Raw genomic sequence first — 26,054 nt, 5'->3', positions numbered from 1 at the left:
AGCCGGCCAGGCGCGGCCCGTGGCCGGCGCGGCGGGCCCTGCGCGGGCCGCGGGCGGCACGGCCGGCTCTGCCCGGCCGGCCGGCGGCTTAGCCGCGCAGCGCGTGCGCGCTGCGGAGCCGCGGCAGTCCGCCGGCGGCACGGCGGATCAGGGCGGCGCCGCTTCGCGGCAAGCGCGGCAGCGCGTCTTTGTCAAGATCGCCGCGCACGTCGAGAACGCGGGCACGCTGACGCGCTTGAAGGCGCTGCTCGCGGAGCATCCCGGGCCGCTTGTGGTCGTTCTCTTCTACGAGAACGGCCAGAAGACGATCGCGCTGAGCGATGCATACCGGGTGAAGCCTTCGCCCGAGCTCATACGCGGGATCGAAGAACTGCTCGGCGCAGGGACGGCAAAGGTGAAGTGAGGCACGGTATCACCCCGATTATTCCGATCCGTATTTGATACCGGATCAAATCGGTCTCAGGCGATGCATGAACGGATATAGATTGTCCAAACGCGCCGTAGCGCCTTCCTACGGCGTTTTTGCTTTGTTGCGGTGAAAAGGATAGTTGTGATATATTTGATGGGATAATATCTGACAACGGACATGCTGCATCCGTTACATTGAAGGACGACAAGCTGTCTGTTTGTTGTTTTCCGCTTCCGTTTCGGTTGCAGAGAACGCAGGCGGCATGTAAACGGCTTCGATTCATGTGCGGCTGAGAATGAAAGTCGACAGTCGTTTTTCTAGACGATTTCAGTAAGCATATCTGAGAAAAAACGTACATCGTTTCGGCAAACGTAAATCGTCTAGGTAAACGCGCAACTTCTTCCTAAAGGACGGCGCAGCCGGTTATCCTTGCTTTATTCAGAAAGCATATCTCGTTTATCCTTGGTTTTAGGGCTTCCTGCAAAGCGGCATTCGTCTGTATACGTCTCCTATGTATCGGATACATAACGCTTGGAATGCGTATGCCGGAGGTTGCATTGCGGGAGAAACGACCTTGGAACGGATTCGTTTTACGAACCGGTCCGATATTCAAAGCGAGCGAGCGAGCGGATACGGCTATGAAACGCCGCGATACCGTTATGCCGGTTCGAGCCGGACGGACAGCGTAAAGCCCGGGCTGCCTGCTGCGGCAGTCGAACGGCGGACAAGCGGCCACAAGGCGTAAGAACGCCTCCGTGAAGAACGAACATACGCGGGCCTGCGGGCGAACCGCCAAACAATCGCAGCCGATTCGGCGGCGATTGATCAAGCTTACGGTTAAGGAGGGTATTCGCAAATGTGGACGGTCATCTATATTGCGCCGACTGCCAAAATTGCAGACCGCATCAAGACCAAGCTTACGGAGGAAGGGTTTTTGGTTCAAGTACGTCCGATTAACGTGACGAACAACCAGTTTGAAATATTGGTGCCCGAGGGCGAACTGGAAGATGTTCAGGAAGTGCTTAACGGTATTTTGCACAGGTAACGCGGTTGACGTTTGCTAAGGCTCATCCATCCTTCCGGGTTTACTCAAGGGACTGAAGTCCGGACTATTAACGCCAGCGAGGTGTGAATGTGTTATTTCAAAAAAAACGTAAATACGCGACGATTCCTTCGACAGCCGCAAAGCATGTGGTTCCCGAAGGTTTAGCTAACAAATGCCCCAAATGCGGAGCGATCCAGTTCAGTACGGAGCTTGAAAAAAGCTTGAAGGTTTGCACGGCTTGCGGCTATCATTTTATGCTTAATGCAGCAGAACGTATTCTGATGACGCTTGACGAAGGGCGTCTTTTTGAGTATGACTCCGATATGATTTCCGAAGACCCGCTGGAATATAAGGGGTATCCGGACAAAATCAAAAGCGCGATCGAGAAATCCGGCTTGAAGGATGCGGTCGTGACCGGAGAAGGAACGATCGGAGGTTTTCCCGTTGTGATCGGCGTGATGAGCTTCGAATTTTTCGGCGGTACGCTGGGTAGCGTCGTCGGCGAAAAAATCGCACGCGCCATCGAGTCGGCCGCGCAAAAAAAATACCCGCTCATCCTGTTCTCGACATCGGGCGGAGCGCGCGTCCAGGAATGTATCTTTTCGCTTATGCAGATGGCTAAGACGAGCGCCGCGCTTTCCAAGTTTCACGAGCAGGGCGGTTTATTCATCTCGGTTCTGACCGATCCTACCTACGGCGGCGTAACGGCAAGCTTTGCGATGCTTGGCGATTACATCCTTGCGGAGCCGGGAACGCGCATCGGGTTTGCCGGACCGACGGTTATCGAGCAGACGATCCGTCAGAAGGTGCCTGAGAACTTTCAGCGCGCCGAAAGCAATCTGAAGCACGGACAGCTTGATAAAGTGGTGCACCGTAAAGATTTAAAAGCGATGCTGGCCAAAATTATGGACATGCACGTGAGCAAGGAGGAAGCTGCATATGGTAGGTAAGCTGCCTTTCGAACAGCCGCTTGCCGAGCTGCGTGCCAAAATCGACGAACTGCGCAAATTCGGTACGGATAAAAACTTCGATTTTACGGATGAGATTGCCCGTCTTGAGGAAAAGTACGAACAACTGGAAAAAGAAGTATACGGGAATCTCACGGTACATCAAAAAATACAGATCGTCAAATCCCCGAGCCGTCCGACGTCGCTCGACTACATCGGATCGGTGTTCACCGATTTCATCGAGCTTCACGGCGACCGCATGTTCGGGGACGACCTGGCGATCGTCGGCGGCCTGGCCAAGCTTAACGGCTTGCCGGTCACGGTTATCGGCCATCAAAAGGGACGCGATACGAAGGATAACATCGCCCGCAATTTCGGTATGCCGCATCCCGAAGGATACCGCAAGGCGCTTCGTTTTATGCAGCAAGCGAATAAATTCAAAAGACCGATCATTACGCTGATCGACGTGACGGGCGCTTATCCCGGCGTTACGGCCGAGGAACGCGGCCAAGCGGAAGCGATCGCCCGCAATTTGCGCGAGATGGCATCGTTCGGGGTGCCGATCATCTGTGTGGTGACGGGCGAAGGCGGAAGCGGAGGCGCGCTCGCGCTGGGCGTCGGCAATCGCGTGCTGATGCTGGAGCATGCGGTATATTCGGTGTTATCGCCGGAAGGAGCCGCAGCGATCGTGTACAAGGATGCCAGCAAGGCGCCGATGCTTGCGGAAGCGATGAAAATTACCGCACAGGATTTGAAAGGCTTCGGCGTTATCGACGACATCGTACCCGAGCCGAAGGGCGGGGCGCACCGCAATCCGGAGCAGCAGGCGGAAGCGGTTCGCGAGGCGCTCTGGCGGCATTTGCGCGAGCTTCAGGAGATGACTCCGGACGAGCTTCGCGAAGACCGCTATAAGAAGTTCCGTGCGATCGGCAGGTTTACGACGTACACGCCCTAGTTCACAAGCTTGACCGTTTCCTAGTCTAAACTTTTTTCGAGACCCGGATGAATGCCGGGTTCTTCGTTGTCAATTTCATTGTCGATTGCTCCGCGTTTATGCTGCGGGGATTAAATATTGAAGGAAGGTATACCCAATGCGCAAAGCCAAAATTGTATGTACGATCGGACCGTCGAGCGAATCGCCGGAAATGCTCAAGAAACTGATTAATGCCGGAATGAATGTGGCGAGGCTCAATTTTTCCCACGGCGATTTCGAGGAGCATGGCAGACGTATTCAGAACATTCGCCAAGCTTGCAGCGAGCACGGCAAGACGGTTGCGATTTTACTCGACACCAAGGGACCTGAAATTCGTACCGGCAAGCTGAAGGAAGAGCCGATCGAGTTGGTGCAAGACGAGCGTATCGTGCTCACGACGGAAGATATTGTCGGCGACAAGGATCGTATAGCGGTTTCGTACCGCAACCTGCCTAAGGACGTGCACGTCGGTTCGACGATTCTTATCGACGACGGTCTGATCGGTTTGGCGGTAACCGAAATCCGCGGTACGGAAATCGAATGCCGCATCGTTAACGGCGGCCCGATCAAAAGCCGCAAAGGCGTCAACGTACCCGGCGTAAAAATATCGCTGCCCGGCATCACCGAGAAGGATGCGAACGATATCGTGTTCGGTATCGAGCAAGGCGTCGATTTCATCGCAGCTTCGTTCGTGCGTAAAGCGAGCGACGTGCTGGAAATCCGCGAGCTGCTCGAGAAGCACGGCGCGACGCATATTCAAATCATTTCCAAAATCGAAAACCAGGAAGGCGTAGACAACCTGGATGAAATATTGGAAGTTTCCGACGGCTTGATGGTCGCGCGCGGCGATCTCGGCGTTGAAATTCCCGCAGAAGAAGTGCCTCTCGTACAGAAAAGAATGATCCGCAAGTGCAACTATGCGGGCAAGCCGATTATTACGGCGACGCAAATGCTGGATTCGATGCAGCGCAACCCGAGACCGACGCGGGCGGAAGCGAGCGACGTGGCGAACGCCGTATTTGACGGGACGGATGCGATCATGCTGTCCGGAGAAACGGCTGCAGGCAAATACCCGGTTGAATCGGTCGAGACGATGGCGCGTATTGCGGAGCGTGCCGAATCGGCTTTGGAATACCGTGAAATATTTATGAAGCAGAGCAAAGAGCAGCAAACGACGGTTACCGAAGCGATCAGCCAATCGGTCGCCAACTCCGCGCTCGATCTTGACGCGAAAGCGATCATTACCCCGACGGAGAGCGGATATACGGCGCGGATGGTATCCAAATACCGGCCGAAGGCTCCGATTATCGCGGTTACGCCTAACCCGCAAGTGATGCGCCGTTTGTGCCTGAGCTGGGGCGTCATCCCGATCCACGGCGAAGAAGCCAAAACGACGGACGAGCTGTTCGAGCTGGCTGTCGATACGTCGATGAAGCATAATCTCATTACGCTAGGCGATCTTGTCGTCATCACGGCGGGCGTTCCGGTCGGACGCTCGGGGTCGACGAACCTGATCAAGGTGCATCAAATCGGAGAGATGATCGCCAAAGGGCAAGGGATCGGCACGCAAATGGCGGCAGGCAGAGTCGTAACGGCGCGTACGCCGGATGAGGCCGTATCCAAAATGTCCAAAGGCTGCATTCTCGTTTCGATTACGACCGATAAAGATTATATGCCGGCGATCGAGCAGGCATCGGCTATTATTATCGAGCAGGGCGGCATCACGTCCCATGCTGCGGTTGTCGGCCTGACGCTGGGCATTCCGGTAATCGTCGGTGTGAACAATGCGCTTGAGCTCATTCAAGACGGAAGCGAAATTTCGGTTTATCCGGAAGTCGGCGTTATTTACTCCGGCAAGGCAAAAGTGCTTTAATCGCGAGTTTCATGAAAGTCGGTAAGCGTGCGTTAAGGCTTCATCTTAGCGGCAAGCTGCGGCATCCAAGCCGTCCGGAAAGCGGGTTGTTCCGCTGGAAGGGCGGCTTTGTTTCAATTTTTTTTGTGCGGAGGTGGCGGGCGATGAGCGAAGAAAGATGGTACAGGCACATCATTCGGGTGCGATACCAGGAAACCGATCAAATGGGCGTCGTGTATCATACGAATTATTTGAATTGGTTCGAGTGGGGGCGAACGGAGCTGATCCGGACGATGGGGATGAGCTACGGCGAGATGGAATCGCAGGGGCTTCTGCTGCCTGTTACGCATGCCGAGCTTGCTTTCAAGCAGCCGGCGCGTTATGACGATACGATCGCGATTTACACGCGAATTTCTGAATTCAGCAGCTTGAAGCTGCATTTTGCCAATGAAGTGCGGCGATTGGCTCCAGGGGGAGACACGGATACGCTTCAGTCCATTTACGTTCCGATCGGAACTCCTTCGGACGGAGGGCCTTATGCCGAACCGGAAGGGGAACTGCTCGTCAGCGGGGGAACCCGGCACGTTTGGGTAAACCGCTCCTGGAAGCCGGTGCGGATCGACAAGGCGGCGCCCGAGCTTTACAAGCTTCTGCAAGAGCAAGGCTGATGCGACCAAAATAAGGCATGAAACGAGCGCTGTCTTTTTGCGTATAACATAGAAAAAAAGTCTTTGGCTGCCGTTTTTCGAAGCGTCATTGCGGAAAGGGCAACCTCGGCGGGAGGTGCGGCGATGCTGAAATGGCTCGCGGCTGCGTTTATTATCGTCCCGGCTTTGGAAATATGGGGACTGTTCGAAATGGGCAAACTGATCGGCGGCTGGCAAACGTTCGGACTTTTATTGCTTACAGGATTTTTGGGCGCCTATTTGGCCAAAAGAGAAGGGCGCAAGGTGTGGCGCGACGCACAGCAGCAAATTTCGTTCGGACAAGTGCCGGCCGGGTCGTTATTGGATGGCATTTGCATTTTCCTTGGCGGGATTCTGCTGATGGCTCCGGGTTTCTTGAGCGACATAGTCGGCTTCATGCTCGTGTTCCCGGTAACCCGGCCTGTATTCAAAGCGCTGTTGCTGCTGCTGATCCGCAAGCAGATGGCCAAAGGGAACAATATCATGTATTTCCGCAGATAAACGGCTCGGCTCGCTCTTACAGCCAAGTTTAAAACCTCCATCCCGCAGATCGGCGGAGTGGAGGTTTTTCGCGAATTTTGATTTATGAAGGCTAAATATCGGCCCGCCCATTTTTGACATAACGGTAGATGTCGCGGAAAACGCCGGCGCGCTGGAAAGCGCCGAAGATGATCAACGCGCCGGGGCCGTAGATTAGCCCGAGCACACCGAAAAGCTTAAGCCCGATGAACATGGAGATCAACAGCGGCAGCGGCTCAAGCCCGATGCTTGTCGCGAGCACTTTAGGCTCGACCAGCTGTCTGCAAACGAGAATGACGCCGTAAAGAATGCTGAGCCCGATGCCGAGATATACATCCCCTTGTAGAAACGTTATTAAAATCCACGGCACCATGGCGGCCCCGACGCCCAAATAAGGCATCAAGTCGACGAGTCCGATCAGGAGGCCGATCGTTATCGCATAATTCACATTAAGGATGATCAAGCCGATCATAACGACTACGGCCGTGATCGAAATGAGAATAAGCTGTGCCCTCAGGTAGCCGAACAGCGCTTTTTGCAGGTCGGTCCAGATGGTCCGGGTAGCCGTTCTGACGAAAACCGGAAACCAACCCGAGATGCGGGTGACGAGCTTGTGCCAGTCTTTGCTGATGAAGAAGGCGGCAAGAAGCGCGATGATCGTGATGGTCGCCATACTCGGCAGCGAGGCGATAAAGCTTAAGACGGTGTTCAGCACGCCCCCCACGAAGGCGGAGCCGAGATTGGCCAGCGTTTTGGCGGTCGACGATAAATTGTTGTTAATCGTGTTTTGATATTGGGGGTTCTCCGCATAGAATGTATTCAGCTTCTCAATAATGCCTTGGATCCAGTCGGAGTTGACGAACTCGAGCAGCTGAATTCTCCAAAGCTCGATCTGGTTCTGCAAGAGGTCGGATAATTGACCGATCTCCAGAGCGATGTTCGTGATAAGCAAGGTTATGATGCCGACGGTAATGCTCAGGAAAAGGAGCAGTGAGACCACAACGGCAAGCCATCTCGGCATGCGGGCGCGCTTCTGAAGCAGGTTGACAAGCGGATTGAGCAAGTAGGCGATTACCCATCCGTAAATAAACGGGTACACTAACGGCGTCACCAAGTAAAGCGCCGATAAGACGACTGCGATAATGACGGCGACCCATAGGCCGCGCAGCAGCTGTTTTTGAATCGTTTTGTCCAAACGCTTCCCTCCCGAGGCTTCAAGCGGAATAGACTTCTTATGGAACGAACCGGCCTTATAGTATTCCTTTTATTGTAGCATGACAAAGGCGGTTTCCCAAAATGCGGCATAACGCGACAACCGGCACTAGCCAAACATTAACGGAAAATTTACAATAAGTTTACATAAGCTTGACAAAGCTGAATGCAAAGCGGTTTACAATGTAAAAAGAGAACGAAATTTGTCTACTTGCGGAGGAACGAATGGACGTGACCAAAACGGCGAACCATGTGGCATCGAATTACATAAACCGGGACTTGAGCTGGATCGAGTTCAATTGGCGCGTGCTTGAGGAAGCTCAGGATACGGCGACGCCCCTGCTCGAAAGAATGAAATTTCTGGCGATCGTTTCCAGTAATTTGGATGAGTTCATGAGCGTAAGAGTCGCGGGAGTTAAGGACCAATTGAAGGCAGGCTACGGTAAGAAAGATTTTACCGGCTTTACGCCGGCGCATCTGCTCAAGCGCTTGATGAAAAGAACGCTCCGTATGGTGACGGAGCAATACAAGACGTTCCGCGATATTACGCGGCAGCTTGCCAAGGAAGGCATCGTTTTCAGCGAATATGCGGAGCTCACGGCCACGCAGAAAAAAGCGATGGATGCTTATTACCATGACATCGTATTTCCGGTGTTGACCCCGATGGCGGTCGACCAGAGCCGGCCTTTTCCGCTCGTACACACGCAGTCGCTTTATCTTGCGGTCGTGCTGCTGAAGGAAGGCGACGATCCGGAGGACGAACCGTATTTTGCCATCGTCCAGGTGCCCTCCAATTTATCGAGGCTCATTCCGGTGCCGGCAAGAACGAACAGCAAGAAGCAGGACTATATTTTGCTGGAGGACTTGATCAAACAGCATATACGTACGCTATTCAGCGGTTACGACGCGCTTGCGGTCAATGAGTTCAGACTGACGCGTAATGCCGATCTGACGCTAAACGAAGAAGGCGCGGAGGATTTGCTGGAGGAGATCGAGAAAGAGCTGAGGAGGCGCCGCTGGGGGGCTCCCGTACGGCTCGAGGTGCAGAAGGGATTACATCCGTATGCGCTCGAGATGCTGAAAGAGGAGTTTGAGTTTAACGAGAACGAGCATATTTTTGAAATAGACGGCCCGATCGATCTCAGTTATTTGATGAAGCTGGCAAATGCGCTGCCGAATCACGGTCATTTGCGTTTTTCGGAGATCGATCCGGTATATCCGGAGGAATTTGAAGTCGAAGAAGACATGTTTACGGTGCTGCGGCGCAAGGATGTTCTCATTTACCATCCGTACGAATCATTTGAGGCTGTCGACGATTTCGTGACGGAAGCGGCCAACGACCCGCAAGTGCTTGCTATCAAAATGACGCTTTACCGGGTCAGCGGCAATTCGAAGCTGATCGAGGCGCTGGCCGATGCGGCCGAATCGGGCAAGCAAGTGACGGTGCTCGTCGAGCTGAAGGCGCGTTTCGACGAGGAGCGGAACATCGCCTGGGCGCGCAAGCTGGAGCAAGCGGGCTGTCATGTCGTTTACGGGCTTGTAGGCTTGAAGACGCATGCCAAAATAACGCTTGTCGTTCGCCAGGAAAAAGATATGCTGCGCAGGTACGTCCATGTGGGAACCGGGAACTACAATGGAAATTCCGCCAAATTATATACGGATGTCGGTTTATTTACGGCCAGCCAGTCGGTTGGGGAAGACGCATCGTCATTATTTAATGAGATTACCGGTTATTCGGCCCCCGTCCATTTGAAGGCGTTCGCGGTGGCTCCGACGACGATGAAGGACCGGCTGTTCGACTATATCCGGCGCGAAGCGAAGCATGCGCGGGAAGGCCGCCCGGCCCGCATTGTGGCCAAACTGAACTCCTTATCGAACAAGGAAATGGTCGATGAGCTGTACGAGGCTTCGCAAGCAGGGGTCAAAATCGACTTGATCATCCGCGGCGTCTGCTGTCTGCGTCCCGGCGTTCCGGGACTTAGCGAGAATATTACGGTTCGCAGCATCGTCGACCGGTTTCTCGAGCATTCCAGGATTATTTATTTCGAGAACGGCGGGCAGCCGGAGGTTTGGTTGTCCAGCGCGGATTGGATGACGCGCAACCTCACGCGGCGGATCGAGCTGATGTGTCCGGTCATGGATGAACAGCTGCAGCAAAGCGTCATCCGCATTTTGCAAATCAGCCTGAACGACAACGTCAAGGCGAGGGAGCTGCAGTCGAACGGGCTTTACCGCCGCGTGGCTGCGGGGGAGAAGGAATACCGCAGCCAATTCGAAGCGATGCGCATTACGTCGTGGAAAGAACCGTCTCTTCGCATGTAATGCCGATTCCCCATATTTTGCGGAAATCGCGCTCGAGCATTTCGACTTGCCGCAGCTCGACGGAAGGAGAGTGGGAGCAAACAAGCGACAGCTGGAGCGCTTTTTTATCGATGCTCGTCTGCATCCGGCCGATCGGCTGCGATTCGCTGCGGTCAAGCGCAGTAGCCAGCTGAACGAGCGAACCTAGACGGATGGCCAGCTGGCAGTCGGCTTCGCTGAGAAGGTCGCGGTGCTGCTGGTACGTGTACCTCGTACGGTTTCTCGACCGGTGGGAAGCGATCAGCGCGCAAAGCACGATTTCACGGTGCGACAAGCCGTCGATACGCGAATGCGCCATCAGGTAGAACGTATGCTTCTCAAAGTTGTAATAGTTGACGGTTATGCCGATCCGGTAAAGCAGTGAAGCGACATGCACGTATGAGCGGTTTCGCTCGTCAAGCCCGTGAAGCTCCTGGAGTCCGTCGAATAAGCCCAGCGCAAGCTTGTTTACTTGGATGACGTGCGTGAGCGGAACGGCCGGGTGCAGGCTCAGCAGGTTGTTTACGCTGTATTCCAGCACATTATCGACCATCGGCTGCTTCGGAAAGGCCGTTTCGTAGAAAATGCCGTCCCTTAGCCCCGAACCGCTTATGACAAAACGGGAGCAGCGCGTATAGGCGAAGACGGTTTGCAGGATGAGCAGCCCGGGAACGATAATGTCGGCGCGGTCTTTGGACAGGCCGTCCACCTTCTTGCGCTGCTCCACGCTCAGCGCAGAGAGCTCGGCAATAAGCCGTTCGACGGTCGAGCCGTCGAGCTCCAAGTTATGCGCAAGCGGCAGCGAGTGCTTCGTTTGCCGGAGAACCAGTTTAGCCGCGCTGCGGATCGTGCCGCCAAGCCCGATCAGCGGGAGTCCTGCGGCCGCGGTGCGAATCCAAGGCTCGCAATCGAGAGCGGCCTTAACCAGCGATTGGATGCGCTCCATGTCCTGCTGCTGCAGATGTCCGCTGTCGCTGAAGCGCTTCGTCGTGTTGACGGAGCCGAACGGGAACGAGACGCTGTTTACGATGCGCCGGTCGCGGAACAAGGTAATCTCCGTGCTGCCGCCGCCGATGTCGACGACGAACCCTTCGCGCACGTCGAGCGCGTTCATCGTGCCGAGGAAGCCGAGCCTTGCTTCTTCCTCGCCGCTCAGCACCTCGATATGGAGATTCGTATAACGCTCCAAATAACTTACGATTTCGGACGAGTTTTTGGCGTTGCGAATGGCTGCCGTAGCGACTGCGCGTATTTTGGACGTTCGATGGGATTGGCACAGCTTCTTGAAATGGTTGAGCGTATCGACGATCGACTGCATTTCCTGCTCGGGAAGGATGCCGTCGCTGCCTATTTTTTCGCTAAGCCTTGCCGCTTCCTTGCTTTCGTCCACTACGCGGTGAGCCTTGCGGTCCGTCTCCTCATAAATAACAAGTCGAATCGAGTTCGATCCGATATCGATAATGCCGAATTTGCGGTCTGATTTCATGCGAAGGCAACCTCCCAATAGCTTTGCTCTAAATCTCGGTAAACGCCGGGGCAAAGACGCCGGTCGACGTTTATCCTTGTATGTCGGGCCGTGTCGATTTTACGGTTCTTCTTATTTTACCATTGAATGGTGGGGGAGCAAACCGGAAGGACGAAACAATTCGGATGCCGGTTCAAGTTCTCCTGATAATGGGGAGGTGAGGCTCTTCGGACAAGTTCTGGACACAATTACAGAGGCTGCTCCCTTTACGCCGCTAACTAAAATTAGTATAATATCATGAGAATCATTATCACTTTTTACATATCGTTACTGTTCTCAGAGGTTGTCCGTCCGCGATTTTCCGCAAGGGAGCCGTTAAGCCCGTATAAAGGAATATCACCGCAAATCTTTGCCGGAAGCGCATAAATGCCACCTAACAAGGAACACTTTCAAGAGTGAGTTACGGCAGCGAAGTGCGTTGTCGGACGGATAAACAAAAATCTTTATAGAGCCGATAATGAAGTTTTATGCCTCATTTTGTTCACATCAACTACAAAATACTTTATTATTAAAGTATTGTTTGATGATAAAACTTCCTTATTAGCTACCCCATTCAATTATAAAGGAGAGAAAACTGATGACGGCAACGAAAGGTTTGGAAGGAATCGTAGCGACTACGTCCTCGATCAGCTCCATCATCGACGGCGTATTGACTTACCGCGGCATCAATATCGACGAGCTTGCTGAGAAAGCATCGTTCGAAGAAGTAGCCTATCTGCTCTGGTTCGGCAAGCTGCCGAACGCAACGGAGCTTGCACAGCTTCAACAACAATTAGGGGAAGCGGCGGCCGTTCCCGGCGCGGTTATCGACCAACTGAAGCTTTTCCCGAAAGATGCGAATTCGATGGCGGTGCTCCGTTCCGCAGTATCCGCGCTTGCGCTGTACGACGCGGAAGCGAACGAAATGAGCAAAGAAGCGAACATTCGCAAAGCGATCCGTCTGCAAGCTCAAATCCCGACTGTAATCGCCGCTTACGCCCGCATCCGCGAAGGCCAAGAGCCGGTCGCTCCTAAAGCGGACGTATCGGTTGCAGAAAACTTCCTTTATATGCTTACCGGCCAAACGCCTGAGCGTATTGCCGTAGAAGCGCTGGACAAAGCACTTGTTCTGCATGCCGACCACGAGCTGAACGCTTCCACGTTCGCGGCTCGCGTAACGGTTGCTACGCTGTCCGACATCTACTCCGGCGTTACTTCGGCTATCGGCGCTCTCAAAGGACCTCTGCACGGCGGAGCGAACGAAGCGGTTATGGCTATGCTGGAAGAAGTCGGCACGATGGAGAACGTCGAAGGCTACGTTGCACGCAAGCTGGAGAACAAAGAGAAGCTGATGGGCTTCGGACACCGCGTTTACAAAAACGGCGATCCGCGCGCTAAGCATCTGCAAGTGATGTCCAAAGAGCTGGGCAAAATTACGGGCAACTTGAACTGGTACGAAATGTCCGTTAAAATTGAAGAGCTCGTCACAGGACAAAAAGGATTGAAGCCGAATGTCGACTTCTACTCCGCTTCCGTTTATACGTCGCTGGGCATTCCGCGCGATTTGTTCACGCCGATCTTCGCGATCAGCCGTGCATCCGGATGGACGGCGCATATTTTGGAGCAGTACGACAACAACCGTCTGATCCGTCCGCGCGCTGAATATACCGGACCTGCAAGCGCAGCTTACGTTCCGATTAGCCAGCGCTAATTGCAAGCTTTAAGCAATTCCCACAGCGTGCTGCGGCCATCGCATCATGTTGTGGGAAATGTTTGTGTGACCATAACCAATTATGATCAGGAGGATTTCTTAAATGGCTCAGTTTGAAACTTATGCACAACCGGCTTCCGGCGAGAAAATTACAATCGAGAACGGCAAGCTTCAGGTGCCTAACAACCCGATTATTCCTTTTATCGAAGGCGACGGCACAGGCCGCGACATTTGGAAAGCTTCCGTACGCGTACTTGACGCCGCAGTTGAGAAAGCTTATAACGGCGAGAAAAAAATCGCTTGGTACGAAGTGTTTGCAGGCGAGAAAGCATTCAACACATACAACAACTGGCTGCCTAATGATACACTGACAGCTATGCGCGAATACATCGTTTCGATCAAAGGACCTTTGACGACGCCTATCGGCGGCGGTATCCGTTCCCTGAACGTTGCGCTTCGCCAAGAGCTTGACCTGTACACTTGCTTGCGTCCTGTTCGTTACTTCAACGGCGTGCCGTCCCCGGTTAAACGTCCTGAGCTTGTCGACATGGTCATTTTCCGCGAAAACACGGAAGATATTTATGCCGGCATCGAGTACGCAGAAGGTTCTGCAGAAGTGAAGAAAATGATTCAATTCCTGCAAAACGAAATGGGCGTTAAAAAGATCCGCTTCCCGGAAACTTCCGGTATCGGCATCAAGCCGGTTTCCAAAGAAGGCTCCGAGCGTCTGATCCGCGCTGCGATCGAGTATGCAATCAAGCACGACCGCAAGAGCGTAACGCTCGTACACAAAGGCAACATCATGAAATTCACCGAGGGCGCGTTCAAAAACTGGGGCTATGAGCTTGCAGAGCGCGAATTTTCCGATAAAGTATTCACTTGGAACCAATACGACGCGATCAAAGCGGAGCAAGGCACGGACGCTGCGAACGCCGCACAAAAAGCTGCCGAAGCGGAAGGCAAAATCATCGTAAAAGACGCGATTGCCGACATCGCCCTGCAGCAAGTTTTGACTCGTCCGAAAGATTTCGACGTAATCGCAACGTTGAACCTGAACGGCGACTACTTGTCCGACGCTTTGGCTGCGCAAGTAGGCGGCATCGGTATCGCACCGGGCGCGAACATCAACTACCTGACCGGCCATGCGATCTTCGAAGCTACTCACGGCACGGCTCCTAAATACGCTGACCTTGACGTCGTTAACCCGGGTTCCGTTATCCTGTCCGGCGTTATGATGCTTGAGCACCTGGGCTGGCAAGAAGCTGCCGACCTGATCTACAAAGGCATGGAAACATCGATCAACAACAAAACGGTAACTTACGACTTCGCACGTCTGATGGAAGGCGCAACCGAAGTGAAATGCTCCGAGTTCGCGAACCAAATCATCAGCAACATGTAATTTGACCTAACCAAGAGGAGGGGCAAGATCATGGCACTTACTCGCAAAAAAATTACCGTTGTCGGCGCAGGCTTCACAGGCGCTACTACCGCACTTATGCTGGCACAAAAAGAGCTGGGTGACGTCGTTCTTCTCGATATCCCGCAGCTTGAGAACCCTACGAAAGGCAAAGCCCTCGACATGCTCGAGGCTAGCCCTGTTCAAGGCTTCGACAGCAACATCGTCGGCACTTCCAACTATGACGATACGGCTAGCTCCGATATCGTCATCATCACGGCAGGTATCGCGCGCAAGCCGGGTATGAGCCGCGACGACCTTGTGAATACGAACGCCGGCATCGTGAAATCGGTTTGCGAAAATGTGAAAAAGACTAGCCCTGACTCTATCGTCATCATTCTGTCGAACCCGGTTGACGCCATGACTTACGCGGCTTATCAAACGCTCGGTTTTCCGAAAAACCGCGTTATCGGTCAATCCGGGGTACTCGACACGGCGCGCTACTGCACGTTCATCGCGCAGGAGCTGAACGTATCCGTTAAAGACGTTCGCGGCTTCGTGCTCGGCGGCCACGGCGACGATATGGTTCCGCTCGTTCGTTACTCGAACGTAGGCGGCATCCCGATCGAGAAGCTGATCCCGGCTGACCGCATCGAAGCGATCGTACAACGCACCCGCGTAGGCGGCGGCGAAATCGTCAACCTGCTCGGCAACGGCAGCGCGTATTACGCGCCGGCTGCATCGCTCGTGCAAATGACGGAAGCGATCGTCAAGGATCAAAAGCGCATCATTCCTTCGATCGCTTTGCTGGAAGGCGAGTACGGCTACGACAACCTGTTCCTCGGCGTACCGACGCTGCTCGGCGGCAACGGTATCGAGAAAATTTACGAGCTTGAGCTTACTGCGGAAGAGAAGGCGGGATTGGATAAATCCGCTGAATCCGTACGCAATGTAATCAAAATCGTAAACGGCTAATTCGTTTGCAACGTTTAAACCCCCGCCAATCGGCTGCTTATGCGGCTGATTGGCGGGGGTTTTTGAATTAATGTAAATACTGATTTGCTTTGTAACGAATATAAATNTAAATACTGATTTGCTTTGTAACGAATATAAATTTCAAAGAAACACGATTTCAAGAGCGGTTGAAAGCCTATACCCATTGCCTCGCCAACGAACAAACGTATATCGAACACCAAAGCCGCCGCAAGGCGGTTTTTCTTATAAATGCTTTTTTCGGTATTCCCCCGGCGACAGCCCCTCCGATTTTTTGAACACCTTGCTGAAATATTTCTCGTCGCGGTAACCGACCATTTCGGCTACCTGCACGATGCGAAGATGCGGGCTTTGCAGCAGCAGCTTAGCTTTATCGATGCGGATTCGTTCGATATAATCGGATAGATTTTCCCCGAACACTTGCTTGAACTTTCTGGAAATATATTCGCGGCTCAAATAAAACCGTCCGGCGATATCCTGAAGCGCAAGCTCGTGGTGATAGTGGTTCTGAATATATTTAGCCACCTCGTATATGACGTGATCGTCCTTACGCTGCTCTGCGGTCCTTCTCGATAATTCGAGCAGGCCCCGGGCCCATTCCCGCTGCCAGAGCGTGACGGATAAAATCCCTTCTTGATCGGACGGGATGATGTACCGTGAAGCGTCCGTTTGCTCCGGCCAATCTTCCGAGGTGGCGTCCGTGTCCGTCTTCGCTGCAAACTCCTTCGCATACCGGCTCCTCAGCACGTTGTACTCATGCCGCCACAGCTCAAGCTGCTCCAGACTGATGCCGGGAAGCTTGCGCACCGCTTCGAACCATTGCCCGACAGCCGATTCAATATGATCCTCGCTGCGGCTCCGCAAAGCAAGCCTGATCGCTTCCTCGAAATCGCCGACATGGAGATCAACGGATTTTGGAGCGTTACTTGGAGAGTAAACATGTACCCACGATTGCCGCTTAAGCAGGTTGCGTTGGCGCAAAGCCGTGTTCGCTTCTTGGAACGACTTGGTTATTCCGCAGGGGAACGGCTCCGTCGAGCCGATTCCGAAATCGAACCTCGTTTTGAGGGCGCCGGCAATGCCTTCATTGATCGAGTGAAGCAGCTTCTCCGCATTGTTCGTTTCCCGCCACAGCAGCAAAACGATTTCGCTCGTGCTGTTCCAATAACGGAAGGCGTATCCGGCGTTTCGTTTACGTAAATATTCATTGCAAATATTAACGATGGAGAAAAAAAGAAGGTCGAGCGACGAGGCGAACTTATCGCGCACATTCCTGTCCATCGTAAGCATGCTGAGAATAGCGACGCGGCATTGCTTGATCTCTCCGGATATTTGGAATTCCTGCTGAAGGCTGTCGGAAATCGACTCGAAGTACGTCGGCTCCGAAATCAGATTCGAGAACATTTTATCCCAGTAAACCGGCTTGAGCTGGTTCATTTCGATATTCCGCTGCTGAGCGTGCTGAAGGGCCTTGTCTTCCTGGCATCTTGCCTCGAATGCTTTGCGAAGAGCCTCATTCAGCTCCGAAGGATCGATCGGCTTCAGAATGTAATCCATGCCGCCGTATTTGACGGTGTTTCTGACCAAATCGAAGTCGTCGTGTCCGCTGATCACGATCGATTTCGTGCGCGGCGAATTCGTTTGAAGCCATTCCAGCAGCTGTACGCCGTTTATCCCGGGCATCATCATATCGGTGAAGAGAAACTCGGGCTGCTCCGTTTCCACAAGTTTAACCGCGGCTTCTCCGTCGCTTGCCTCCAGTATCGTATCGATCCCGAAGCCGTCCCAGTCCACAAGCAGCCGAATGGCATCGCGTACGTGCTTTTCATCGTCAACGATCAGTACTTTCAACGCCGGTTCCCCCTTGATTCAACGGAATCCACAAAATAACCTTCATCCCGTGAGGGACGACATTCTCCAGCTCAATCCGTGCATGATCGTTAAAATACAGTTTAAGACGCGCCAAAACGTTAAGCAAACCGATGCTTTCCTCGCCATCGAACCGGGCTTGCCAGCTCGTATCCAGTTTATGTTGAAGCGCAGCAAGCGTATCTTGCGGCATACCGCGGCCATTGTCGGACACATCGATACGCATTCGGCCGTCCCCTGAGATTTTCGCTGCAATTAAGATGCTCCCATCGCGCTCAGGCGAATCGAAGCCGTGCTTGAAATAATTTTCGACGATCGGCTGCAGGATCATTTTGGGCACCTTGACCGCGGCTGCGTCCGGCTCCAGCTCGAAGCGGTATTGCAAGCCTTCGCCGAAGCGCTGCTTTTGCAGCTCCAGATAAGCCTTGACATAGTCGGCTTCCATTGTCAGCGGAACGACCGTATCGTTCGTGTTCATGCCGTAGCGCATCATTTTGCCGAGCGAGGAGATGAGCGAATAAATTTTACGCTGATCCTGCTGCAGCGCCAGCGTTCCGATCGATTGCAGAGCATTATTGAGAAAATGCGGATTGATCTGCGCTTGCAGCGCTTTTAGCTCGTTCGTTTTGTTGGCAAGCTCCAGCCGGTACTCGCGCAAAATCATGTCATTCAACGTTTGCATCATCAGTCTGAACCGCCGTGCCAGCACGCCGAATTCGTCGCCGCCTGTCAGGTCGATCGCCACGTTCAAATGGCCGCTTTGGATTTTGTTGATGTAACCGATGAGCTTCCGGATCGGGTTCGTAAAGCGAAACGATATATATACGGTGGCGGCGATTACGACAACTAGAAACAACGAGTAAACGAGACTGTTGATCAGGGTGATCTGGCGGGCGCTTTGGTAAAGCGCTTCGTCCGAAATCCGCTTGACGAGCGTCCAGTTCATATAAGGCGTCGACATTCGTTCATAGAGCTGGATACCTTTAAAATCGCCGCCCTTCCATTCGAAGCTCCCCTTCGGCTCCGGAAGGCCAAGCATGTAAGGAACCCACCGGTCCTCCAATACACGGCCGATCTGCTCCTCGCGGGGACCGTAAACGACCGTGCCTTTATCGTCAAGAATGTACAGCTCTTCGCCGCTTTTGGTATACAGCTGCTCGCTGATGGAAGCGATAACATCCAAGTTAACGTCGATGGACAAGGTGCCGAGCACTTGCTTCGACGCTACGTCGTAGATCGAGCGGTGGAGCGTGATGACGGTGGCTGGGGGCACATACTCGGGCGTAAAAGGATTCAGCCCGTAATCATGGCTGCGGTGGGAAGGCTCCAGCCAAGCTTGTCCGGGCTCCAGCTCAGGAATATGCTCGGAATCGATCGCTTCCGAGCGGGTACGGTCGTTTAGGATAAGATGCGATCGGTTGCTTTTGGCCACGTGCAAATAAACCTGGTAAATTTCTTTGATCGAGTGGGACATCACCTGCATGCCGCGAAACACTTCTTTGTCGCTTAAATAGTCGGTCAGCCCGTGCTCGACGATGTCGAACAGCTTCGGGTCGTTATAGACGAAGAGCGACGTCTGCTGGATGATGTTCAAATAATTGACGATGTTCGTTTGACCCTGATAAATAAGGCTGGAGTTGGTGCTTTTCGTTTCGTTGATAACCGATTGCTTCGTATAAAAATAAGTGATGAAGATAGACGTGGTAATGGGGACGATCGTGGCGGCCAGCAAAAACAAAACCAGTTTGTTGCGGATGCTGCTTCTGATCATACGGCGCCTCATCTCGCTTCTTTTAAGGTTCAAATGGTAAATCCCATTGTATCAACTAAGATCAATAAATTCCACCTAGTTTGTCATCAGGGTCGGTGTTGCGGATGCTCCGCGAGTTTTATACTTTACATACCGAAATCGTTATAACAACCTGTCGGTAAAAGGAGCTGATGTCCGTGAGCGGCAGAACACGTATGGCAAATTGGCTGCAGCAGTCGGTTTTTGTCGGTCCGGCCGTATTGTTTTTCGGCATTGTCGTTGTCATCCCTTTCCTTATGAGCATCTATTATTCGTTTACGGAGTGGAACGGGGTATCCTCCCAGGTCAAATGGGTAGGACTGGGAAATTTTAAGCAGCTGCTGCTCGAGGATACCGATTTCCGCAAGGCGTTCTGGTTTACGATTCGCTTTTCGGTTGCCGGAGTGCTGCTGACCAATGCGGCAGGCTTCCTGCTCGCGCTGCTGCTGACGAAGGCGCTCAAGAGCCGCAACATACTCCGTACGGTCTTTTTTCTTCCGAACGTTATCGGCGGGTTATTGCTGGGCTTCATTTGGCAGTTTATTTTCGTCAAAGGGTTCGCTACGCTGGGGGAACTAACCGGAATCGGCTTCTTCGAGCTTCCTTGGCTGGGCGATGCTCCAACCGCCTTCTGGGGAATCGTTATCGTCAGCGTTTGGCAGGGCGCAGGGTATTTGATGGTTATCTACATCGCGGCTTTGATGAATGTGCCGAAGGAGCTTTCGGAGGCGGCGCGGATCGACGGCGCAAGCCGCTTGCAAATGCTCCGTTCCATAACGGTGCCGCTTATTATGCCGGCGGTTACGGTATGCCTGTTCTTGGCGATTTCATGGTCGTTCAAAATGTTCGATCTGAACTTGTCGCTCACGAAGGGCGGGCCGTTTAATTCGACGGAATCGGTCGCGCTTAACATTTATCAGGAAGCGTTCCGAAATAACCGGTACGGTCTCGGGACGGCGAAGTCCGTTATCTTTTTTATCGTCGTCGCACTTATTACGATCATTCAAGTCAGGTTTACGAAGCGAAGGGAGGTTGAGGCGTGATGGAAGCAGGGAACCGGTACAACGTCCGTACGTTCGGTCTGGAGCTGATTGCGATCGCTTTGGCACTTCTGTTCCTCGTCCCGTTTTACTTCGTTCTGGTGAATTCGTTCAAAAGCTTCGGCGATCTGCTGAGCAACTCGGCGAGCTTGCCGAAAACGCTTCAGCTTGACAACTATACCCGTGTCTGGAGCATTATGAATTATCCGAAAGCATTCGTAAATTCCTTCATGATTACGGTGCTGAGCAACGTGGGACTGGTCGTCATCAGCTCGATGGCGGCATATCGCTTGGTCAGGCATCCGAGCCGGCTGAACAACCTCCTGTTCGCTTGTTTCGTCGCAGCCATGGTCATTCCGTTCCAATCGATCATGATTCCACTCGTTCGGGTGGCCGATCAGCTCGGGCTGATGAACAGCATTCCGGGGCTCGTCATCTGTTACTTCGGTTTCGGCGTCTCGCTAAACTTGTTCCTGTATCACGGCTTTATGAAATCGATTCCGCGCGAAGTCGAGGAATCGGCCGTAGTTGACGGCTGCACGCCGTACGGCGTGTTTTGGCGGATCGTGTTTCCGCTTCTGAAGCCAATGAGCGTCACGATCGTGCTGCTCAACAGCTTATGGATATGGAACGACTTCCTGCTTCCGCTGCTCGTGCTGAACGGGCCGGAGCTGCGGACGATTCCGCTGGCTACTTACTCGTTCTTCGGCCAGTATACGAAGCAATGGGATTTGGCGCTTGCCGCTCTCGTGCTTGGCGTAACGCCGATCGTGCTTTTCTTTCTGGCGATGCAGAAGCATATTATCGAGGGCATTACAGCCGGCTCTGTGAAGGGATAGCTAGCAGAGAGTTCAACAAGTTCCACCTTTTCGTTCAATATTATCGGTGTGCGGCGTTATAACGTTTTTATAATATTAGCTTGTAAGCGGTAAATCATAACGATGAAGGGGTGTCCACTATGAAAAAGTTTTCTTTGTTCGGTCTCGTCCTTATGCTGCTCCTTGCGCTTGCGGCCGGCTGTGCAGCCAAGAAAGAAGAACCCCCGACAGGGGCTGCCGGAGAATCCGCGAAGCCGGCCGATAAGAAAAATGTGACGATCAAAATGTTCCAGTTCAAGGTTGAAATTGCCGATCAGCTGCAAAAGCTCGTATCGGAGTATGAGAAGCAGACCGGCGTCAAAATCGTAATCGAAACGGTTGGCGGCGGTGCCGACTACGGCGCGACGCTGAAGGCGAAATTCAATTCCGGCGACAGACCGGACATTTTCAATAACGGCGGAAACGCGGATCTGGATCTTTGGCTTGAGCATCTCGAGGATTTGACCGATCAGCCGTGGGTAAGCGATATGGTGAACGGCGCCAAAGACCCGATGACCAAAGACGGCAAGCTGTACGGCATGCCGCTTAACCTGGAGGGTTACGGCTTTGTATATAACAAGGATCTGTTCGCACAGGCAGGCATTACAGAGCTGCCGAAAACGTTAAGCCAGCTCGAGGAAGCGGCTAAGAAGCTGGAAGCGAAAGGCATCACTGCATTCGAGAACGGTTATGGCGAATGGTGGGTGCTCGGCAACCACTTCGTGAACATCCCGTTCGCGCAGCAGGCTGATCCGGATAAGTTCATCAAAGATCTGAACAGCGGCGCGGCCAAAATCACCGGCAATCCGGTGTTCGACAATTGGGTGAAGCTATTCGATCTGACTGTCAAGTACGGCAACAAAAACCCGCTGCAAACGGATTACAACACGCAGGTAACCGACTTCTCGACCGGCAAAGCGGCGATGATGCAGCAGGGCAACTGGACGCAAGTGCAAATTACGAAGACGAATCCGAATATCAAAATCGGCTTTCTCCCGATGCCGATTTCCGACGACGCAGCTGCTATGAATAAGCTTCCCGTCGGCGTGCCGAACAACTGGGTCATCAACAAAAACTCGGCGGTGAAGGAAGAAGCGAAGAAGTTTCTGAATTGGATGGTTACTTCCGACATCGGCAAAAAATATATTACCGAAGAGTTCAAATTCATTCCCGCATTCAAGTCGATAACGGCCGATGAGAACATACTCGGACCTTTGGCGGCCGATATTATCAAGTACAGCAAAGACGGGAATACGCTTAGCTGGAACTGGTTCAAATTCCCGGGCGGCGAATCCTCCAGCAAAAAATTCGGCGATGCGATGCAAGGCTACGTCGGCAAGCAAAAAACGAAAGAGCAGATGCTCGACGACTTCCAAAAAACGTGGGACAGCTTGAAAAAGTAGTGCATTTAATTTGCTTGCTTGGCGCAAGTGTGTCCCGACAACGCAAAGGAAGCCCCGGCGGAAATCCGCCGGGGCTTCTTGCACGGCCCGCGTATTTGGGCCGGAGGGTTACGCGAGTGCGAATGCTGCGCTTACGCGTATTGCGCGCGAATGTTTTCGCGGTGATGAATGTGTCGCTCTGCTCCAAGAGCGGCAATACAGCCGTCGGCTGCGGATATGACCGCCTGCTTCACGATGGTGCGCCGGGAATCCCCGCCTGCATAAACGCCCGCTACGCTGGTGCGAAGCTGGTCGTCTACGCGCACGTAGCCTTCTTCGTCCAACCGCACGGCATCCTTCAAGAATGAAGTGCCCGGCTTGAGACCGGACAAGTAGAGGAACACGCCGTCGATCGACCAAACCTGCTCTTGTCTCTTGTCGTCTTGGATGACGACCTCGTTGACGCTATGATCGCCATTGATTTGCTTGACGCGATATTTCTTGTAGATCGTTACGTTCGGCTTGGCTTCAAGCCGCTCCAGATCGTATTCGCCCCGTACGATGGCGGTAGGCATAAGTACTTTGACCTCGCGGCAGAACTTGGCAAGCGCCTCTGCTTCCTGCAGCGCCTCGTCGTTATCGCCGGCGACCACGACCGTCCTGTCTTGGAAGAAGGCGGCATCGCAGGTCGAGCAGTAGCTGACGCCGCGGCCGACAAACTCGTTCTCGCCAATGATCGAGCTTGAAGGAGCTTTCGCGCCGACCGCAATAAATACGGTACGCGCTTGAATCGTTCCTTCAGGCACTTGCAGCTTCTTAACGGCAGGGTCGCTGAAGTCGACGCCCAGCACGTTCGTTTGCACGAAGGTGGTGCCGAAATCTTTGGCTTGCCACTGCATCTCCTTCAGGAGCTCAAGGCCTGTCAATTCGCCGCGTACGCCCGGGTAGTTGGCGATTTTATGGGTTGTCGCCAATGTACCCGCTGTGGGCGCTTTATCGATGACAAGCGTATCGAGCCTACCGCGGCTCGCATATACGGCTGCCGAGGCGCCGGCAGGACCGCCGCCGATGACGACGAAATCGTATACCCGAGAGAGAATGCTTTCGTCCACTGGCTGGAACAGCTCATCTTTCTCTTCGGAAGAACCGGTATCGGAAACCGCGCCGGTTGCTTCCTCCGCTTTAGCGGCTTCGCTGTCGGCACTGGCCGCATCAGCCGCTTGCGGAGCGGAGGATTCGTTCGCGCTGCCGAATGCTCCGATGGCCTCCAGCGCTTGTTGAAGCTTCGCTTCCTGGTAGCCGAGGACGACCTTCGAACCGATGAAGGTAGCCGGCGTGCCGAAAATGCGGTTGCTTTGCAATTCTTTAAAATATTCCTCGCTCTCGGTAACGTTCCTCTCTTCGTAGGCTACGTTCCATTCCTTGAGCTGCCGCTTTACCTCGTGGCATCGCGGACAGCCGACGCTTGTATAAACAATAACCGGTGCTGTCATCGATAAGTCCCCCCTTGTCCAATTATGGAGATCGCTCAAAACGTCATCTTATGATGAAGTGAAGCCGATACTCCTATATTTTACAACGTACTGTCGCCCGGTTTCCAGTTGGCAGGGCAAAGTCCGCCGGATTGCAGCGCTTGAAGCACGCGAAGCGTTTCGTCGACGCTGCGGCCTACGTCGTTATGGTTAACGACTTGGTATTTCAATTCGCCTTCCGGATCGATAATGAACAAGCCGCGAAGCGCTACGCCTTCTTCTTCGATCAGGACGCCGTAATCGCGGGCAACCTGCTTGGTCAAATCCGCAGCAAGCGGGAAGTTCAGCTTGCCGAGTCCGTTAGCTTCTTTAGGCGTATTGATCCAAGCGCGGTGAGAATGCTTGCTGTCCACGCTGACGCCGACGATCTCGGTGTCGAGACGTTCGAAGTCTTCAGCCGCTTCGCTCAGCGCCGTAATTTCAGTCGGGCATACGAATGTGAAATCGAGCGGATAGAAGAACAGAACGAGCCATTTTCCTTTATAATCGCTGAGGGAAACTTGTCCGAAGCCTTCTCCGTTGCCGAAAGCCGTTTCCATCGTAAAATCGGGTGCTTGTTTACCTACTAAACGCGTTGTCATTGTGAATGTCCTCCCTGTGTTTGAGAATGATTATCAAAACCTGTTACTAGCTTATCAGGACAGCAGATTAAAGTCAATACTAAATTATAATTATTATAAATAAGAACTGCTATTCAAGCAACATATGTTATTTTGAGACAGATAGTGGTAAAATGTGTTGATGCGAAATTGTCGATGAACGGCATAGTTGGGGGAGAAGCGCGGTTGGAACATATCGATAAGCTTTTCGATGCTTACGGCTATTATGTACTTTTTTTCGGCTTAATGCTGGAGTTCATAGCGCTGCCTTTCCCGGGAGAAACGACGATGGCGTACGCCGGATATTTATCCTACGCAGGCCGCTTGAATTGGGTCGTATGCATGCTGTTCGCGATGCTGGGAACGACGGTCGGCATGACGATCACTTATATGATCGGTTTTTTTCTGGGTATGCCATTCATTGAAAGGTATGGAAGATGGGTGCTGCTTACCCCGGCGAAGGTGGAAAAAACGCGAGAACGCTTCGGCAAATACGGGAATGCGCTGTTGTTCACCGCTTATTTCATACCCGGAGTGAGACATATAACCGGTTATTTTGCCGGAATTATTCGACTGCCTTTCAGAACGTTCGCTTTGTACGCGTATTCGGGGGCGGCGTTTTGGGTCGTTTTTTTCATCGGGCTCGGCAAGCTGTTCGGCGCACACTGGGAAGAACTTTTTGCGAAGTTCGAGCGATATGCTCCTTATGTGATCGGGGCAGCGGTTTTGTTTGCCGCTTCATATATAGCGTTCTACTATCGGGACAAGCTCGCGGCATGGCTCGGCAAACGAAAATGAGTTGTCCGCCGTACGAGGATTCGCTATACTGAGGAGGAAAAGCTCCATACATAAGAAGCTCCCTATTTGAAAAGGCATTCAAAAGATGATCGGAGGTCGGTGTTCCTAATGGTAAGATTCATCTTGTTTTTGCATCTTCTGGGCGGTATCGGCATGGGATTTTACCTGATTCTGCCGTTCCTTGCCATGCGCATTTCAACGCTCAGCGCATCCGTTCGCGAAGGGTACGTCCACAGCCTACGCGCGGCTAACCGTATCGGGCAAATCCTGTTGATCGTTCAGTTCCTGACCGGAGGGTATTTGATCAGCAAAGCCGACGTATCGACTCCCTGGATCGTGCAAGTCATTATTTTGTTCGTCGTGATCGGCGGCATCACCGGCATGCTCGGCAAGCCGATGAGACTGATTCAGCAGCAAGCGGGCGGCGGGGGAGAAGTGGACAATTCCATTACGAACCGGTTTGTCGTATTCAGCTCGATCGCGGGCGTCCTGTTTCTTGCGTTGATCGTGCTTATGTTCTACAGCTTCTAAAATCAGCCTGCAACGCAAAAAGCGGGGCGTTATGCTGACGGCCCCGCGCGGCAGGTCATGCTTCAAATGC

Annotated in this window: 22 protein-coding genes and 1 pseudogene; 17 read left to right on the top strand and 6 right to left on the bottom strand. The window is 53.1% G+C overall.

What is annotated here, in order from left to right; all coding sequences use genetic code 11:
• The 8 genes and pseudogenes from DQG23_RS42420 to DQG23_RS37590 all read left to right on the top strand — a co-directional run.
• Nucleotides 1–403 (top strand): annotated as a pseudogene (locus DQG23_RS42420) (DNA polymerase III subunit alpha); the annotation flags it as partial.
• A gap of 580 nt (nucleotides 404–983) precedes the next feature.
• Complete coding sequence (locus DQG23_RS42415; protein ID WP_158560906.1) at nucleotides 984–1,154, top strand: hypothetical protein; 171 nt, start codon at nucleotides 984–986, stop codon at nucleotides 1,152–1,154.
• A gap of 111 nt (nucleotides 1,155–1,265) precedes the next feature.
• A complete protein-coding gene (locus DQG23_RS37615) occupies nucleotides 1,266–1,454 on the top strand; it encodes a glutamate decarboxylase (protein WP_113036195.1) in 189 nt (62 codons plus the stop codon).
• An 89-nt stretch (nucleotides 1,455–1,543) separates the two neighbouring features.
• Nucleotides 1,544–2,404 (top strand): acetyl-CoA carboxylase, carboxyltransferase subunit beta, encoded by an 861-nt coding sequence (gene accD, locus DQG23_RS37610; RefSeq protein WP_238178225.1) that lies wholly within the window; start codon nucleotides 1,544–1,546, stop codon nucleotides 2,402–2,404.
• Complete coding sequence (locus tag DQG23_RS37605) at nucleotides 2,394–3,356, top strand: acetyl-CoA carboxylase carboxyltransferase subunit alpha (RefSeq protein ID WP_113036193.1); 963 nt, start codon at nucleotides 2,394–2,396, stop codon at nucleotides 3,354–3,356. The genes accD and DQG23_RS37605 overlap by 11 nt, the downstream gene beginning before the upstream one ends.
• Nucleotides 3,357–3,492: 136 nt before the next feature.
• Nucleotides 3,493–5,247, top strand: coding sequence for a pyruvate kinase (gene pyk / locus DQG23_RS37600; protein ID WP_113036192.1), 1,755 nt, complete (start codon nucleotides 3,493–3,495; stop codon nucleotides 5,245–5,247).
• Nucleotides 5,248–5,390: 143 nt separating this feature from the next.
• Nucleotides 5,391–5,894: an acyl-CoA thioesterase gene (locus DQG23_RS37595; RefSeq protein ID WP_113036191.1), complete on the top strand. Its 504-nt coding sequence runs from the start codon at nucleotides 5,391–5,393 to the stop codon at nucleotides 5,892–5,894.
• A gap of 123 nt (nucleotides 5,895–6,017) precedes the next feature.
• Nucleotides 6,018–6,413: an FxsA family protein gene (locus tag DQG23_RS37590; protein WP_113036190.1), complete on the top strand. Its 396-nt coding sequence runs from the start codon at nucleotides 6,018–6,020 to the stop codon at nucleotides 6,411–6,413.
• A gap of 91 nt (nucleotides 6,414–6,504) precedes the next feature.
• Here DQG23_RS37590 and ytvI read toward each other — a convergent pair whose 3' ends face one another.
• Entirely contained in the window at nucleotides 6,505–7,626 is a 1,122-nt protein-coding gene (ytvI, locus tag DQG23_RS37585; RefSeq protein ID WP_113036189.1) for a sporulation integral membrane protein YtvI, read from the bottom strand.
• A gap of 242 nt (nucleotides 7,627–7,868) precedes the next feature.
• On the opposite strand from ytvI, the gene ppk1 reads away from it, so the two are divergent.
• Nucleotides 7,869–9,965 (top strand): polyphosphate kinase 1, encoded by a 2,097-nt coding sequence (ppk1, locus tag DQG23_RS37580; protein ID WP_113036188.1) that lies wholly within the window; start codon nucleotides 7,869–7,871, stop codon nucleotides 9,963–9,965.
• On the opposite strand, the gene DQG23_RS37575 is transcribed toward ppk1, so the two are convergent.
• Nucleotides 9,931–11,469, bottom strand: coding sequence for a Ppx/GppA phosphatase family protein (locus tag DQG23_RS37575; protein WP_113036187.1), 1,539 nt, complete (start codon nucleotides 11,467–11,469; stop codon nucleotides 9,931–9,933). The genes ppk1 and DQG23_RS37575 overlap by 35 nt on opposite strands.
• 616 nt (nucleotides 11,470–12,085) lie before the next feature.
• Between DQG23_RS37575 and citZ the strand changes: the two genes are divergently transcribed.
• The 3 genes from citZ to mdh all read left to right on the top strand — a co-directional run bounded on the left by citZ (nucleotide 12,086) and on the right by mdh (nucleotide 15,569).
• Nucleotides 12,086–13,198: a citrate synthase gene (gene citZ / locus DQG23_RS37570; RefSeq protein WP_113036186.1), complete on the top strand. Its 1,113-nt coding sequence runs from the start codon at nucleotides 12,086–12,088 to the stop codon at nucleotides 13,196–13,198.
• A gap of 103 nt (nucleotides 13,199–13,301) precedes the next feature.
• Nucleotides 13,302–14,597 (top strand): NADP-dependent isocitrate dehydrogenase, encoded by a 1,296-nt coding sequence (gene icd / locus DQG23_RS37565; protein WP_113036185.1) that lies wholly within the window; start codon nucleotides 13,302–13,304, stop codon nucleotides 14,595–14,597.
• Nucleotides 14,598–14,627: 30 nt separating this feature from the next.
• A complete protein-coding gene (mdh, locus tag DQG23_RS37560; RefSeq protein ID WP_113036184.1) occupies nucleotides 14,628–15,569 on the top strand; it encodes a malate dehydrogenase in 942 nt (313 codons plus the stop codon).
• 243 nt (nucleotides 15,570–15,812) lie between these two features.
• Here mdh and DQG23_RS37555 read toward each other — a convergent pair whose 3' ends face one another.
• Entirely contained in the window at nucleotides 15,813–17,438 is a 1,626-nt protein-coding gene (locus DQG23_RS37555) for a response regulator (protein WP_113036183.1), read from the bottom strand.
• Entirely contained in the window at nucleotides 17,419–19,227 is a 1,809-nt protein-coding gene (locus DQG23_RS37550) for a cache domain-containing sensor histidine kinase (protein ID WP_158560905.1), read from the bottom strand. Before DQG23_RS37550 ends, DQG23_RS37555 begins: the two co-directional genes overlap by 20 nt.
• Nucleotides 19,228–19,421: 194 nt before the next feature.
• Between DQG23_RS37550 and DQG23_RS37545 the strand changes: the two genes are divergently transcribed.
• The 3 genes from DQG23_RS37545 (at nucleotide 19,422) to DQG23_RS37535 (ending at nucleotide 22,545) form a co-directional block, all read left to right on the top strand.
• Nucleotides 19,422–20,288, top strand: a complete 867-nt coding sequence (locus DQG23_RS37545) for a carbohydrate ABC transporter permease (protein WP_238178226.1) — start codon at nucleotides 19,422–19,424, stop codon at nucleotides 20,286–20,288.
• A complete protein-coding gene (locus tag DQG23_RS37540; protein WP_113036180.1) occupies nucleotides 20,288–21,124 on the top strand; it encodes a carbohydrate ABC transporter permease in 837 nt (278 codons plus the stop codon). Before DQG23_RS37545 ends, DQG23_RS37540 begins: the two co-directional genes overlap by 1 nt.
• Nucleotides 21,125–21,243: 119 nt before the next feature.
• Complete coding sequence (locus DQG23_RS37535; protein WP_113036179.1) at nucleotides 21,244–22,545, top strand: ABC transporter substrate-binding protein; 1,302 nt, start codon at nucleotides 21,244–21,246, stop codon at nucleotides 22,543–22,545.
• A gap of 131 nt (nucleotides 22,546–22,676) precedes the next feature.
• On the opposite strand, the gene DQG23_RS37530 is transcribed toward DQG23_RS37535, so the two are convergent.
• Nucleotides 22,677–24,017 (bottom strand): FAD-dependent oxidoreductase, encoded by a 1,341-nt coding sequence (locus DQG23_RS37530; protein ID WP_113036178.1) that lies wholly within the window; start codon nucleotides 24,015–24,017, stop codon nucleotides 22,677–22,679.
• A gap of 80 nt (nucleotides 24,018–24,097) precedes the next feature.
• Complete coding sequence (locus DQG23_RS37525) at nucleotides 24,098–24,637, bottom strand: peroxiredoxin (protein WP_113036177.1); 540 nt, start codon at nucleotides 24,635–24,637, stop codon at nucleotides 24,098–24,100.
• Between the two features lie 204 nt (nucleotides 24,638–24,841).
• Here DQG23_RS37525 and DQG23_RS37520 point away from each other — a divergent pair, with 204 nt between their 5' ends.
• Together DQG23_RS37520 and DQG23_RS37515 are read left to right on the top strand one after the other, a co-directional pair.
• The gene (locus DQG23_RS37520; RefSeq protein WP_420330275.1) at nucleotides 24,842–25,453 is read left to right on the top strand and encodes a DedA family protein; all 612 of its coding nucleotides are present in this window, start codon (nucleotides 24,842–24,844) and stop codon (nucleotides 25,451–25,453) included.
• Between the two features lie 108 nt (nucleotides 25,454–25,561).
• Entirely contained in the window at nucleotides 25,562–25,984 is a 423-nt protein-coding gene (locus DQG23_RS37515) for a hypothetical protein (RefSeq protein ID WP_113036175.1), read from the top strand.
• The last annotated feature ends 70 nt before the right edge of the window (nucleotides 25,985–26,054 follow it).

The sequence above is a fragment of the Paenibacillus contaminans genome (assembly GCF_003285015.1).
GTDB lineage: Bacteria > Bacillota > Bacilli > Paenibacillales > NBRC-103111 > Paenibacillus_V > Paenibacillus_V contaminans.
The sequence above is the reverse complement of the archived record's forward strand: the minus strand, read 5'-3'. Positions and strand labels throughout refer to the sequence as shown.